Here is a 13735-nt window from a genome sequence, read left to right as displayed (position 1 = left end):
TCGCCATGCACCGACAACTAGCGTTCTGACGGGTTCAACGGACTGATTGCGGCGACAAACGCGGCGATCTGTTCCCGGCTGTAGGGGGTATGCACCCGCAGCCCGGATGCCGGGTGGTGAACCAAACCAACCTCCTCGCGGTAACACCGTTGCGGGCGGATCGGACGCGCTACCAGCCCACCCCCACAGTTTGGACAGACGTTATGCAGCACCTGCTCGACACAATCGACGCAGAAGGTACATTCGTAGCTGCAGATCATCGCCTCGGTCGAATCAGGCGGCAGATCCCTGTCGCAGCATTCGCAATTGGGACGCAGTTCAAGCATCGGGCATCTCTCCCCTGTTCATCTGAAAGCGGATGACCGCAAGCGTTCCAATCCCGGCGATCGCCGCTAGTCAGGACTCCCCGAAACACTGGGTAACCCTATGGCCGGCAACCGGAAGCCGGGATGGGCACCGTTGCGGGTTTCTAACCGTACCCGATAGCCCAATCTCAACAGGCCGCTGGCAGATTGATCGCGGCTAGCTTCAGCAGGTCAACGTTATCGCAAGGCAAAACCGCTCATCGAACTTCATCCATCACCGCTATGCGTACCTCGCTGTGCGTACCTCGCTGTGCGTACCTCGCTGTGCGCACCCAGCGAGTATAGCGAAGCGCAAGTGGCTCTCGCCGGCGACGGCACTCAGCGGTCGCCCACCTCAACTACCGGATAGCAGGCATCGCCCCAAAGGGTATCGGGGTTGTCCATCATCAGGGTGATGATGATCGGCACAAAGCCCTGCAAGAAGCGCTTGGCTGTTCGCACCTGTTCGCGGTTCACACCGCTGGCATAGGTAGCTCCACCGTGGATCATCTGGTTGCGCAAGGTATAGATTCGGCTGAGGGTGATGCTTACCACCGCCGGCGTATCCTTCTGCCCCAGAGCGCGACTGGCCGCGCGGTTTGCAGCTTGAAACTCCTGCTGCCAGTCCCGCGCTGGCGAGCGTCCGGAGTGCACATCCCAGAAGGGCTGGAACACATAGGGGTTATTCAGCAGCAGGCGGATGTTGTCGGAAAACTCGTGCCAGACCCATTCGTAGAGACGATTGTCCCGATCGAGCCCGCAAAGCTTGCGAACAAAATCACCAAACCGCTCCGCTTCGCACAGTTTATCCGCACTAGCCTGTACGCTGCTGAGATCGGAGGCGTAGGCAGCGTTGAAAGCGATCCAGTAGAACACAAAGGCGCTGTCGTAATCGCCCTGCTCCACATCACGCTCCGCTTTGCCGAGCCAGCTCAGAGCACGGTGAACCCGCAAACTGAGATTGGGATGGTAGCGTTGGCGCTCCTCTCGATGACGCTGTTTGAGCGTACTGAATTGCATAACGAATCCTTTCGTCGTCGGCTCTGCTAGCAGTGCCTGCGTGGATGAGTTGCACCGGCACTGTTATGTGCGATCCAGTGTAACCGCTTTTGCAGCGCCCGGCAGCCCCGCCCCCCTGACTCCGGCAAACGGCTTAAGCAGGCATCTCCCCCCTTTGTCGCTGCAGTTCTGAGTCGGAACGCCAGCCAGGTGCGAAGAAGGCCCGGGATTTGCTCCTATTTCCCCGGGAGCCTTGTTTAAACCGCGCCAGCGGCAACAGCTCGCCGACCCAGATTCACAAATGGAGGTACACCCCATGACCTGACCCCATCACGCCCTTCGGCACGAATATCGCCCCTCCCCTAGCTGACTGATCGATCCTCACACCAGAGGTAGCGCACCATTGGCGCTTGATGAGTCGATAGTCGTCCACGGTGAACTGCTCCGTTGCGGTTCAGGCCGGGGATAGCTTTGGCCGGCCCAAACAGCGGCCGCCAGCGGCAACGGGACGCGAATAACAAACGGCAATTACAGGCACGACTTTGCCGCTGATTCTGAGATCAGCCCGGCAGGGGTTGTTGCGTGTTTTCACAAAGTAAGCGGCCGGAGCACAAGGCGAACAGTGCGCTTGGTGATCCACCGTTTCATCCCTTGATTCTGCGAGGTAACCACATGATTATCGATAGCAGCCAGATTCAGCTGAGTGCTGAACACCACAAGTTGGAGATCCACCAGCAGAGCCGTCACCAGCAGGGGTTTCTGCTGCAGCTGGATGCAGCACGACTGCGCCTCACCGATGCTCAGGCTCGGGTGCAGCTTCGGGCAGACGGCCCCATGCACGCACGGGCCGATGCCCGCTCAGATCAGACCGATAACAGACTGCCGCCGGGGCTCAGTCGGCTAATCGGGTTGGACGGCTTTAGCCCCGGCAACAGTCACCTGATCGGTTCACCATGGCAGCCCGGTGGCGTTAGCTTGACGGATAATAACGCCACCGAAAGCGGGCGCGACCGCCTGTTTCAGGCCCTGCTTGACGCCATCACCCGCAGAACCGGAGAGATGGCATCGCGCTGGCCGGCCATAGCCGATGCCGGTACCCAGACGGTGTCGGCCGCAAGCGCCGCGGAAACCGCCCAAACCGCCGAACTCAACGACGGCAACCAGGGCTGGCAACTGCCCCGCAGCGGCCGCCAGCGCCTGATTGAGGTCGAGGTAAACCTGCGCGACTACATCCGCGAAGAGGAGTGCACCCGTTTCTGCGCCGGCGGTTCGGTCACCACCCGTGATGGTGAAACGCTGGATTTCTCGCTCAGTCTGGAGATGTCACGCTCCTACGAAGCGATCACCGAGACCCGCGTGCGCGAGACTGTGGTGTTTACCGATCCGCTGATGGTGAACTTTGACGGTCATGCGGCCGAATTGAGCGACGATAAGTACGCCTTCGACCTTGATGCCGACGGCACCGCCGAATGGATCAATTTTGCCGGCAGCCACAGCGCACTGCTGGCGCTTGATCAGAACGGTGACGGCCAGATCAACGACGGTAGCGAACTGTTTGGCGCCCTCAGCGGCAACGGATTCGCAGATCTGGCTGCCTACGACGATGACGGCAACGGCTTTATCGACGAAGCCGATCCGATCTTCGAGCAACTGCTTTTGTGGCGCAAAGAGGCGGGGGAGGATCAGCTTGAGTCCCTGAGTGAGCGCAATATCGGCGCCATCTATCTGGGGGCTACCGAAACCCCTTTTACGCTCAAAGACAACAACAACCAAACGCTGGGGCAAGTGCGCCAGAGCGGGATCTATCTGACTGAGAACGGCGATGTCGGTACGCTGCAGCAGGTCGATCTGGCTGTTTGATGGCGGGGGGCGATAAGGGTTGCCGGGACGATCTGTCCCGGCATCTACCCGAGTGGCCTGATCAACTGCACCGGACGGCGTTGCACCGCTCGCTGGCGCGCCAGGCAGCGGTGATGATGCTGGTAGATGCGTTCCAGCTGCTCCTCGCTCAGGGAGCGAGCCCACTCATAGCGCATCCGCAGCGGCAGCTTGCGCTGGTGCGCCAAAACGCAGTCGGCCTGTTCGACACAGGGGCAACGACTTAATAAGCCAAAAACCAGATTAAAACGTGGTGACGGCTCGGCACCTTGATCACGGGCTGCAGTAGCATTCATCGATATCACCCCACTATTTTCTCCGGCAAAATAATATACGACCTATTTGAGACTAAATATGTAAGAGATCTGCCTGATTTTTAAACAACCATTGCCCTCCGAATCCTTGCCGCTGCCGCCATAGATCAACAACGCTGCTAATTGGCGAACCGCCGGCTGTGAACTAGGCTTGGGAGTGCCTCTGGTGCAGGGGTTTACCCAAGTATTCACAGTATCGGGAGCCCGCCATGTCTTCATCCCTCTACGACCGTCTGGGTGGCATGGACGCCATCAACCAGATCGCCTGCGACATCGTTGATCTGCACGTCGCCAATCCGCTGATCGGCAAACGCTTTGTTAACGCCGATGCGGACGCGCTTAAGCGTTCGGTGGCGGCCTTTCTGAGCAGCGGCAGCGGCGGGCCTGATATCTACACCGGCGCCGACATGCACACCGTGCATGCCCGCATGAATATCGAAGCCGATGAACTATTGGCAGTTTTGGACAACGTGGTGGCAGCGCTGAAACGCAACCAGATCGCCCTGCCTGAAATCCGTGAGGTGCTGTTTATCCTCTATGGCATGAAAGAAGAGGTGCTGCGGATTTAGGCCATTACTCCCGGGACACCCACTGCAACCGATCGCCCTGGTCCAGATTACACAGAATAAAATTGCGCTTATCAGCCACACAGAGTGGCAAAAAAAACAGGGTGGCACTGATCCAATCCGGTCACAGATCCGTAAACGGGGAAAGACAACCCGTGAACAGGAGAGGATATCAGTATGGCCCGCAAGCTGTTTCAGCTGTGCTATATCAGCAGCGCGCGGTACAGCATGGGTATCGCCGAACTGGATATGCTGCTGACCAAAGCCCGCCGCAATAACCGCGACCTCGATATCACCGGCATGCTGCTCTACGCCGATGGGTCGTTCCTGCAGATTCTTGAAGGAGATGAGTACAGGGTCCGCGCCCTGTATGAACATATCTGCCGCGACAGCCGCCACAGCCAGATATTCGTACTACACGAGGCAGAAGTGAGCAAAAGACAGTTTCCTGACTGGAGCATGGGCTTTCGCTTGCTGGATCTGGAGGAGCTCAGCCATCAGGCCGGCTTCGCGGACCTGTTGCAACCCAACTCCACCTTGGCGGAAAAGATGTCGGCACGACCAAGCCTGGCCTACCGGATGTTGCTTTCATTCAGCAATTGCAGCAGCGTGGTGCCCGACGTCAACGCCCTGCGGGCGACCAACGACTGTACCGAACAGGCGCAGCACCACTGAAGCGCTCACCAACCCCCACTTTGCGCCGCCTACCGGCGCTTTTTTTTGTTTCTCGCAAAATAGAGAAGGTAAATTTAGACTGCTGAAGGCGGGATACAGCCGTTTCCGGCGGTATTACCATGAACAGAGAAGAACGCATTCTGCGCGGGTGCTTCGCCGCCCAACACCCCCTGCGCGCCAGCTCAGCGCGGCCACCAACTTCGGCGCTAGTCCCAGCGTGATTCCTGCTCCCGCCGTTCGAAATTCACCACGTCACCGTTGGCGGTCAACTGTTCGATCCGCAGCGGACAGCCCTCCGGATCAAGCACCACCCGGCCGATGCCGGGCTGATTCAATAATCGTCGTCCGTGAGGCACCCCGGTGGGCTTGCGCGGCACCACGCGCATCCGCCGCCGCCGGGTAAACCAGTTCAACGGCGAGCGCGGTGAGTAGAGCACCCGATTAAGGCGATCAAGGAGATCCAGCAACCGCTCGGGAAAGGCGTTGCGAATTCCGCTGGAACAGATCTGCCAGATGTCTGGCCCGCGATGACGCCCGCGCAACTCCACGTCATAGACGAAGGAGTAATGTACATCGCCCGACAACACCACGAAATGCTGCGGCGTATTGCGGTGGCGAAACACGTTGAGGATGCCGTTGGCGGTGCCGGGGTGAGCCATCCAGTTCTCTGCATCTACCACCAACGGATAGCCGGCCAGCGTGAACAGACGCTGTACCACCTCAATCAGCTTGACCCCGAATATGGGTGCGGCAGAGACCAAAATGACCGCTTGCTGACCACGCAGGTGATGTTGCAGATCGGTAAGCGCCTCCCAGTCCAGCAAGCCCGACGGTTTGCGCGCCGACGACTCCGAACGCCAGCGCCGCGTGCGGGTATCCAGCACCACCAGTGGCGGTTCTGTACGCCATTGAAAATCCCAGCTATGCAGACCCAGCATTGTCTCGACCAGTTCATCGTAGCCAGGCCCGCCCGGGGAGCGCAGGGCTGAGCCCAGGGATGCCAACAACGGCGGGGCAAACTGCTCCGGGGCGTTACCCCAGCCCTGATTAATCAGATAGGCGATCAGGCCATTGCCGATCATACGGCAGGAAAACGGATGCTGGTACACCACCTCTTCCCATTCACGGTTGAGGTTCCAGTCATCGGAGATATCGTGATCGTCAAAGACCATCGCGGTGGGCAGGTGCGCCAGTACCCGCCGGACCGCCGGCAACTGCGCAACGAACTCATCAATAACCCGCCGTTCGTCGCGGTAAAGGCGCACTTCGTCAGGGCTCAACCCCGGTGGTTCGTCAAGATCAAACAGCCGCCAGGGGGCCGGCGACCACACCAGCAGGTACATCAACAGATATTCGGCTAACGACACCAGATGGTTGTCGGCATTATCGGAGGTAAACACGGGCTTCCGCACGCCCCCGAACAGGCGCTCAATCAGCCCTTCGGTGCGGAGGTTATGGGGCAGCAGGTTGACCCGCCGGTAGTAGCTGTTGGGGTCGCTCGCCAGCTGGTCGCTGTCAGCCACTCCCACCACCTCCAGCCCCTCCAGATTCTCGCTGTAGAGCCCCAGACGCGACTTAAGCAGATGGATCGCACGTAGTAAGGGGCCCGCCACGTCGTCGGCATAGATCTGGTCACCGGAAAGGACCAGCAGCGTCGGCCACTCCTGTTGATCCGGTGCTGTCGCGCCTCCTGCTGCCAGCTGCTTCGCCAGCACCCGTTCGGCTTCAGCCAGGCCGTCACCGCCGGGATGATGGGGTTTGCGGCAGGAACCATGCAACAGACTGCCGACCCGTGTGTTCAACATGAACCCCGGCAGCTTACGCCCCTCAAAACAGAGCGCTTCGGCACAGTCTGTCAGTTCGCGCCAGTCGTTATCGCCGTCGTCAGAGGCGAAACGCAGCTGCACGCGGTAATCGGTCCAGCCCGGCGGCAACGGCTGCGACAGACAGAGATCGATCAGCAGATAGCAGAGATGGTCACCGGCGACGAGACAGGTCAGCCCCGGATCGCCCGGCTGCAACTGATAGCATTGGCGCGCACCATCAGCCGCGGTCAGCTCCACTCGCACCTCGGCTTCGGCCCGCACCGCCAGCCAGAGCGCAACCCGGTCGCTCGACACCCGCCGCAGCATCGGGCCGGCCAACAGATCCGGCAGCGGGACGCCCGCCTGTTCAACGGATTGGGAAAGAGTCTGTTGCGGGCCGCCGGCCATGGAATCTCCTTACAGCAAAAGCTCTTACTCCTGACCACACCGGGCGGCAATTTATCCCTACCGCCTCCGGTTCAACCGCATAAACGGTAACTGCGCAGCCTGACATCCGCGGTCAGCCGGATCCGTTCCAGGGCCTGCGCCGCTTCACGCCCTGCGAACGGCGCTTTATGTAAATGGGGGGTCATCGCCAGTAACTGACCGATTGCGGCGCCAGATGTCAGCTCGAATTCAAAACGGACCACCTGCTCCTCCAGCGGTTCAAAACCGTCGATGACACCGGCGTGATGATCGCGGTAGGGATGAATTTCAGGGTAGAGCACTCTGCGCAGTTCAATGAGGTGGTCCGGGCCTGCGTCTGCCATCAGCAACAGTCCATCGGGCTTGAGCACCCGCGCAAATTCGCTGAAGACCGGATAACCGAACAGACAGAGAAGCAGATCGAAACGCGCTGCGGGGGTTGGCAGCGCCGCATTGCTGCCCACGATCCAACCGATCTCACTATTGCGTTTACTGGCTGCGGTGACCGCCCACTTGGAGATATCCAGCCCCTGTGCAGCAACCGTATAGCCCGCCTCCCGGAGCCCACTGACCAGATGATCAAGGTAGTAGCCCTCGCCGCAGCCGGCATCGAAAACGGTCATTGGCTGAGAACTACTGAAATGCGCGTGCACTCCGGTCCACAGCGCGTCAGCAATGGGGCGGTAACTGCCGCCGTTAAGAAACTCACGCCGCGCCGCCACCATCTCTTTGCTGTCACCGGGGTCGCGGGAATGCTTGTGCTGCACCGGCAGCAGGTTGACATAGCCGCTCCGGGCCCGATCAAAGCTATGACCCTGAGGACAAAGCAGACTGTTTCCGACCCAACTGAGGGGATGCTGGTCGAGCGGGCAAAGCAGATGATCAAGTACGGACACGGCAGATCTCGCGAGGGGAAGAGTACAGCGGCCTGATGCCGCTGGCTGACCATACCAGCCCATGCGTCGGGGTCAACCCCGGGCCTCCCCCACAGACGTCAGAACAGCGGCTGGTCACCTTTGGAGTCAACCCAGCGGAAAAACAGCTCCACACTGTCGGGACAGAGCTGGCTACCCCTGACCGCCTTGATAATCTCGAACGCTTTGTCATAGGAGGCACCCTGCCGGTAGGGGCGGTCACTCGCCAGCGCATGAAAGGTATCCGCCACTGCGGTCAGGCGCGCCCAAGGGTGAATCTGCTCACCCCGTAATCCCTCCGGGTAACCACCACCATCCCAACGTTCGTGGTGGGAAACGATCACCGGCATCACTGCCTCAAGACTCGGCACCGATTCAACAATACGCTGCCCCAGCTCCGGATGCTTTTTGATCTCACCGTACTCGTCGTCGGTCAGGCCACCCGGCTTGAACAGAATCGCGTCGGCAATGCCGATCTTGCCGATATCGTGCAGGCGGCCAGCCTGCCGGGCCAACGCCACCTCGTCATCGCTGGCGCCGGTCATGGAAACCATGTCGGCCAGCATCCGTGCCACCGCTTCGGAGTGCCCCCGGGTATATTCATCGCGCGCTTCCAAAGCTTTGACCAGACTTTCTATTGCGCTGAACAAACCGCTACGCTCCTGCTCCAGCCGCTCGCGTTCCCGCAACAACTGGGTGAAGTGGTCAGAGAGAATCTTCTCGATGGTGACCTCTAGCTGGTCAAGATTGAACGGTTTGGTCAGGTAGGCTGCCGCCCCATACTGCAGCATGCGATGCATATGCGCCTTCTCGGCACTGCTGCTCATCACTACCAGAGGGATGGTGGCGTACTCGGGGTCCGCTTTAAGCACCCGGCAAAGCTCAAACCCATCCATCCCCGGCATCAGAATGTCGCATAAAATCAGGTCTGGGCGCACGCGGGTCAGCAGATCCAGCGCAGCGATACCATCGCAGGCGGTCACCACCCGAAAGCCGTTCTGTTCCAGCGTTTGCTTGATCAACAAGGCGATGGTGGCGGAATCGTCCACCACCAGCACCGTGCGACGGCGCAGTTGGTGGTGGCGCCAAAGCACATCACGCACGGTGCGACCGAGAAATTCGCGCAGTTCCAGTTTGCTGAGATAAGCCGTGGCGCCGGACTCGAAGCCCTTGATGATATCCCGGTCGGTATCAAAGGTACTGGCAATCACCACCGGCAGATCCGCCGTTCGGGAGTCGGCACGGAGCGCCCGACAGAGCGCTATGCCATCCATCCGCGGCATATCAACATCGGTAATGACCAGATCGAACGCATCAGCACGGGCCAGAGCCAAACCCTCGGCGCCGTCATGGGCCTCGGTCACCACGGCGCCGATGTCGTGCAACAGCTCCCGATAGAGCAGCAGCGCCGCGGTACTGTCGTCAACGATCAAAACACGGGGGTGTTTCACAGCACATCCTTTTGCAATTTTTCCGGCGCGACTCGATCCCTCATCGACAGCTCACAGGATAGCGATCGCCCCTACCCATACTGTAGTGAAAATTCCGCTAGATGCGTACTCGCTAATGGAATGACCGCAGTAATCAGAGCGCGTGCAGTCGCAACCGGCTGACGCCGCGGCGGCTCTCCACATCGATACGGTTCCAACCCATCTCTTTCAGCTCGGCCACATGGGAGATGATACCGATCATCCTTCCGCTGGCCTGCAGATCGATCAGGGTATCGATGGCCAGCTCCAACGACTCCGGATCGAGGCTACCAAAGCCCTCATCGATAAACAGAGTATCGAGCTTGATGCCCCCGGCGTAGGCCTGCACCACATCCGACAGCCCCAGTGCCAGCGACAGCGCCGCCATGAACGATTCGCCGCCGGACAGAGTCGCCACCGGTCGGCTCTTACCGGTGTAGCTGTCCTCCACCTCCAGCTCCAGACCCGAGGCCTTATTGCCCTTGGCACGTTCGACCTTGCGCACCAGCTGGTAACGCCCCTTGCTCATTCGGTAGAGCCGCTGCGAGGCCTGAATCAGCACATCATCCAGCAACACGCTCAACACGAAGCGTTGCAGACTGACCTTGTCGCCGGTCTGGCCGTTGGCCACCTCGCTCAAGGTACCGTAGATGGCATACTCGGCTTCCAGCTGGCGGTGCTGCTCATGGGCCAGCTGCAGTTTGGCGCTGACATCCTGCAACTGCTGACCGCGTTGTTGCAGTCGCCGCCAGCTGTCATCTGCCTGCCGGTAGCCCTGCTCTGCAGTCGCCAACGCGGCATCTAGCGCGACCAGATCCGGCACATCGGCAGAGGCCAGTTCCCGCTCCAAGGCATCGACCACGCCGCTGACACGATCCAGCTCGCTGCGAAAACGCGTAAGCTGCTGCTCCAGCTGCTGTTGCTCGGCGGGTTCGAGCCGCGCCGCCTCAAAAGCGGCCCGGTCGGCAAAACGGCTGCCGTCGAGCTGCTGCTGCCACGCTCCCTCTGCGTTTCGGCTATCAGCCTCCAGTTGCGCCCGCTGACGATCGAGGGCCTCGGCGTTGGCCTCAGCCTTGTCGAGAGCCGAGCGCGCAGTGCCAAGCGCCGCTTGGGAATGCGCCAGTTGCTGCTCCAGAGCGGAAATCTGGTTTGCAAGCCCCGCCAGCGCAGGCTCCAGCGCTTCTGGGCGGCGGTAAGCCTCCGGTAACTGTTGTTCGAGCTGGCGCTGGTCCGCCTCAGCGGCGATGCGGGCTTCCTGATCATCGCGCGCCGCTGCCTGCAGCGCCGGTACAGCGTCGTTCAGTTGCTGCAGCTGGTCGCGGAGCTGTTGCAGCCGCGTGCTCTGGTGCTGGCGCTGCTGCTGGCGCTGCTGCTGCACTGCCAAGCAGGCCTGCAACGCCTTGAGCTCGCCTTCGACCTCGGCCAGGCTTTGCTCGGCCAGCGCGCCGATAGCATCAACCAGGGTTCGTCCCTGCTGGCGGTTATCATCAAGCGCGCGCTGCGCCCGCTCCAGCTCGGTCTCGGCCTGCTGCAATTGCTGGCGCGCCTGCTGTTCGCTGGCGCGGGCCACGTCCACCTGTTCGACATTGACCAACCCCTGCCCCGGTAGTGGCTGCGCCGGATGCGGGTGCTCGGCACTGCCGCACACCGGACAGGGCTGCTCGGGTTGCAGTTCGCGCGCCAGCAGCGCCGCCTGCCCGCGGTGCCAGGCCAATTCAAGCTCGCGGCGTTGGCGCTCGGCATCGGCCACGGCACGTTGCGCGGCATCGCGTTGCGCCTGCGCCTGTTTCAGTCCCTGATGCTGGGTTTTGTAGCTCTGGCGCAGGCTCTCCAGCTGGCGGCGTTGCTCGCATTGCTGGCCGAGGGTATGCAGCTGCAATTGCTGCTCTGCCAACGGCTCCAAGGCCTGCTCCAGTTCGGCCAGTTGCAGCTCCAGCTGCCGCTGTTCGTGCGCCTGCGCGGCGATCTTCTCCTGCTGCTGATCCAGTGCCTGCTGACTGACGACGGCCCGACGTTGAGCGGCATCGACCGCCTGCAACAACGGTTGCAGCTGCTGTTGCAACTGCCGGTAACCGCTCAGCTGGTGGTGTTGCTGCTTCAGCGCATCCAGCCCGGCATAGGCCTGCTGGGCCTGCTGAAGTGCCTGCTCGGCATCGGCGAAGGCGATTCGGGCGCCGTGCAACTCGGCCGCTGCCTGCTGACGCTGCTGCTGATGCTGGGCCAGCGCCTGCTGTAACTGCTGGCAGCGCTGGTAGGCCGGCAGCAAACGGGTCGCCCGTTCACCCTGTTGCAACCGTTGCTGCCAACCCTCCGCCTCGCTGGAGCGCGCCGCCAGCTGCTGTTGCTGCTCGCGACTGCGGGCCAGTTGCTGGAAGCGCTCCGTCAGCGCCGCGCCCTGTTCGCGCGCCTTGGCCGCCGCCTGCCGCTCGCCTTCACGCTGCCGGCGTTGCTGCTCGGCCTCGGCCAACTGCGGCGTCAGTTCGGCCTGCTCCAGAGCAATCGCCTCCTCGCTGGCCAGATCGGCGCCGGCCAGCAGCCCACGAATTCGCTCGTGATGCTGGTCCACCGCCTTGCGGATACCGGCGGCCTGCTCCTTTAGTGACTCCTCTATCCGGCGATAGATACGGGTCTGGAACAGCTGCCCAAAGATCCGTTCCCGCTCCTTGGAATCGGCCATCAGCAGCTCGCGAAACTTGCCCTGTGGAAGCACCATCACTTGCCGGAACTGCTCGACATCCAGCCCGATCAGTTCGCGGATCTGTTCGTTGACCTCCTTTACCCCGCGCGCCAGCAACTCCCCCTCAGCGCTGGCCGCAGCCTCATGCTCGCGCCACAGCTGAGCCTCTGCCTGCTGGGTGGTAACACCATCGCCACGGGCCTTGGGGCGCTCCTGGGTCGGCAACCGGCGCACCCGGTAAACCTTGCCGTCCAGGCTGAATCGCAGGGCTATTTCGGTCAGCCGCTCGGGAACCGCATGGTCACAGCGCATCTGCGCCGCTTCGCGCTCGGCACCCGTGGTGGCACCGTAGAGGGCAAAACAGATGGCGTCCAGCAATGAACTCTTGCCGGCGCCGGTGGGCCCTTTAATCAGAAACAGGGGATTATGGCCGAGCACGCCAAAATCGATCGATTCGTCGCCGGCAAACGGACCGAAGGCGCTGAGGGTAAGGGTCAACGGTTTCATCAATGCCCCTCGTCACTGCGCTGCAATCGGGCCAGCGTCTGCTTGAACGCCGCCTCCTGGGCATCGCTGAGGGGCTGACCGGCAACCTGCTCGAAAAAGTCATGGAACAGCGCCAGTTCGCCTCGTTTGAGCTGATCCCGTCGGGCGCTGTCTCCCTCGCCCGCCGCCATCAGCCCCGGTTTTTCCAGATGCAGCACGTTGGGGTAAACCTCGCGTAGCTTGCCCATGGGGTCGAGCAACGCGTGGCGGTCGGTCAGTCGCACCAGCAGGTAGTCCTCGGCGTTGGGATCGGTACGGCCCTGCTCCAGCAGCATGGCCAGTTCGCCCTCCAGTACCCGCATATCGCGCAACGGGGTCAGCGCCAGCGGGCTGGTCACCACCTCAGCGCCGTTGCCGGAGGCCGTGATCTCCACCAGCGTCACGCCCTTGCGCTGGTGCTGCTCGGAAAAGCTGTATTTGAGTAGCGAACCGCTGTAGCGGATATGCTCGGCGCCCCGGTACTGCGGGCTGTGCAAGTGGCCGAGAGCGACATAGTCAAAGCGTTCAAACGGCTGATAACTGACCCGGTCAGCCCCACCGATGGAGAGCGGGCGCTCCGATTCAGACTCCTCGGCACCATCGATAAAGCAGTGGCTTACCAGTACCCGGGGGAGGCTATCGCCGGCATCATCGATCTGTGCCAACAACCAGCGGTGCGCCTCGTCGTGGGTTTTCACCCCGCAATCAAAAGTCGCCCGCACCAGCTCCGGGTCGTTATAGGGGATACCGTAAAAGCGCACTCCCTTGATCTCCACCGGCTCGGCGATCTGGTTGAGGTCGCCGAGAATATGCAGCCCGGCCTGTTTCAGTTGGGAGGCACCAAATCGCAACCGTTCGGCGCTGTCGTGGTTCCCGGGGATCAGCACCACCGGCACCGCCAGCTCGACGCAGATGCGCTCCAGCACCTGATCCAGCAACGCAACTGCGGCGGCCGGTGGCACCGAGCGGTCATAGATATCGCCGGCGATCACCACCGCGTCCACCCCCTGCTCCGCCACCATCGCTACCAGTTGTTCAAGCACGTGGCGTTGGTCTTCCAGCAGAGACTGACCATGAAACTGGCGGCCTATGTGCCAGTCGGAGGTGTGAATAAAGCGCATGTTAACCCGCTAACGAATTGGA

At 61.3% G+C, this 13735-nt stretch carries 11 protein-coding genes; 3 read left to right on the top strand and 8 right to left on the bottom strand.

Features of this window, described 5'->3' with window-relative positions:
• Positions 1-17: 17 nt before the first annotated feature.
• Together JJQ76_RS00610 and JJQ76_RS00605 are read right to left on the bottom strand one after the other, a co-directional pair.
• Complete coding sequence (locus JJQ76_RS00610) at positions 18-326, bottom strand: DUF1272 domain-containing protein (RefSeq protein ID WP_210394648.1); 309 nt, start codon at positions 324-326, stop codon at positions 18-20.
• Positions 327-683: 357 nt separating this feature from the next.
• Positions 684-1364, bottom strand: a complete 681-nt coding sequence (locus JJQ76_RS00605; protein ID WP_210394647.1) for a HEPN domain-containing protein — start codon at positions 1362-1364, stop codon at positions 684-686.
• A gap of 651 nt (positions 1365-2015) precedes the next feature.
• On the opposite strand from JJQ76_RS00605, the gene JJQ76_RS00600 reads away from it, so the two are divergent.
• Complete coding sequence (locus JJQ76_RS00600) at positions 2016-3203, top strand: hypothetical protein (RefSeq protein WP_210394646.1); 1188 nt, start codon at positions 2016-2018, stop codon at positions 3201-3203.
• A 44-nt stretch (positions 3204-3247) separates the two neighbouring features.
• On the opposite strand, the gene JJQ76_RS00595 is transcribed toward JJQ76_RS00600, so the two are convergent.
• Positions 3248-3517 carry a hypothetical protein gene (locus JJQ76_RS00595; protein ID WP_210394645.1) on the bottom strand — a complete coding sequence of 90 codons (270 nt, stop codon included), beginning with the start codon at positions 3515-3517 and terminating at the stop codon, positions 3248-3250.
• Positions 3518-3744: 227 nt separating this feature from the next.
• On the opposite strand from JJQ76_RS00595, the gene JJQ76_RS00590 reads away from it, so the two are divergent.
• Positions 3745-4104 (top strand): group I truncated hemoglobin, encoded by a 360-nt coding sequence (locus JJQ76_RS00590; RefSeq protein ID WP_210394644.1) that lies wholly within the window; start codon positions 3745-3747, stop codon positions 4102-4104.
• A gap of 174 nt (positions 4105-4278) precedes the next feature.
• The gene (locus JJQ76_RS00585; RefSeq protein ID WP_210394643.1) at positions 4279-4776 is read left to right on the top strand and encodes a BLUF domain-containing protein; all 498 of its coding nucleotides are present in this window, start codon (positions 4279-4281) and stop codon (positions 4774-4776) included.
• Positions 4777-4982: 206 nt separating this feature from the next.
• Here JJQ76_RS00585 and JJQ76_RS00580 read toward each other — a convergent pair whose 3' ends face one another.
• The 5 genes from JJQ76_RS00580 to JJQ76_RS00560 form a co-directional block, all read right to left on the bottom strand.
• Entirely contained in the window at positions 4983-6989 is a 2007-nt protein-coding gene (locus tag JJQ76_RS00580; RefSeq protein ID WP_210394642.1) for an alkaline phosphatase D family protein, read from the bottom strand.
• Positions 6990-7060: 71 nt separating this feature from the next.
• Positions 7061-7903, bottom strand: coding sequence for a putative RNA methyltransferase (locus JJQ76_RS00575; protein ID WP_343232459.1), 843 nt, complete (start codon positions 7901-7903; stop codon positions 7061-7063).
• Positions 7904-8001: 98 nt separating this feature from the next.
• Positions 8002-9372 (bottom strand): response regulator, encoded by a 1371-nt coding sequence (locus tag JJQ76_RS00570; RefSeq protein WP_210394640.1) that lies wholly within the window; start codon positions 9370-9372, stop codon positions 8002-8004.
• 133 nt (positions 9373-9505) lie between these two features.
• Positions 9506-12574, bottom strand: a complete 3069-nt coding sequence (locus tag JJQ76_RS00565; protein ID WP_210394639.1) for an AAA family ATPase — start codon at positions 12572-12574, stop codon at positions 9506-9508.
• Entirely contained in the window at positions 12574-13713 is a 1140-nt protein-coding gene (locus JJQ76_RS00560; RefSeq protein ID WP_210394638.1) for an exonuclease SbcCD subunit D, read from the bottom strand. Before JJQ76_RS00560 ends, JJQ76_RS00565 begins: the two co-directional genes overlap by 1 nt.
• Between the last annotated feature and the right edge of the window lie 22 nt (positions 13714-13735).

Origin of the sequence: Motiliproteus sediminis, assembly GCF_017912535.1 — a bacterium.
Classification (GTDB): Bacteria; Pseudomonadota; Gammaproteobacteria; order Pseudomonadales; family Balneatricaceae; genus Motiliproteus; species Motiliproteus sediminis.
Note: the sequence above shows the minus strand (reverse complement) of the source record. Positions and strands in the feature narration are given on the sequence as shown.

What these genes read in the sequence shown, in the direction of transcription:
- JJQ76_RS00590 (WP_210394644.1), top strand. Translation starts at nt 3,745, where the DNA reads ATGTCTTCATCCCTCTACGACCGTCTGGGTGGCATGGACGCCATCAAC.
- JJQ76_RS00580 (WP_210394642.1), bottom strand. Translation starts at nt 6,989, where the DNA reads ATGGCCGGCGGCCCGCAACAGACTCTTTCCCAATCCGTTGAACAGGCG.
- JJQ76_RS00585 (WP_210394643.1), top strand. Translation starts at nt 4,279, where the DNA reads ATGGCCCGCAAGCTGTTTCAGCTGTGCTATATCAGCAGCGCGCGGTAC.
- JJQ76_RS00565 (WP_210394639.1), bottom strand. Translation starts at nt 12,574, where the DNA reads ATGAAACCGTTGACCCTTACCCTCAGCGCCTTCGGTCCGTTTGCCGGC.
- JJQ76_RS00595 (WP_210394645.1), bottom strand. Translation starts at nt 3,517, where the DNA reads ATGAATGCTACTGCAGCCCGTGATCAAGGTGCCGAGCCGTCACCACGT.
- JJQ76_RS00605 (WP_210394647.1), bottom strand. Translation starts at nt 1,364, where the DNA reads ATGCAATTCAGTACGCTCAAACAGCGTCATCGAGAGGAGCGCCAACGC.
- JJQ76_RS00610 (WP_210394648.1), bottom strand. Translation starts at nt 326, where the DNA reads ATGCTTGAACTGCGTCCCAATTGCGAATGCTGCGACAGGGATCTGCCG.
- JJQ76_RS00560 (WP_210394638.1), bottom strand. Translation starts at nt 13,713, where the DNA reads ATGCGCTTTATTCACACCTCCGACTGGCACATAGGCCGCCAGTTTCAT.
- JJQ76_RS00600 (WP_210394646.1), top strand. Translation starts at nt 2,016, where the DNA reads ATGATTATCGATAGCAGCCAGATTCAGCTGAGTGCTGAACACCACAAG.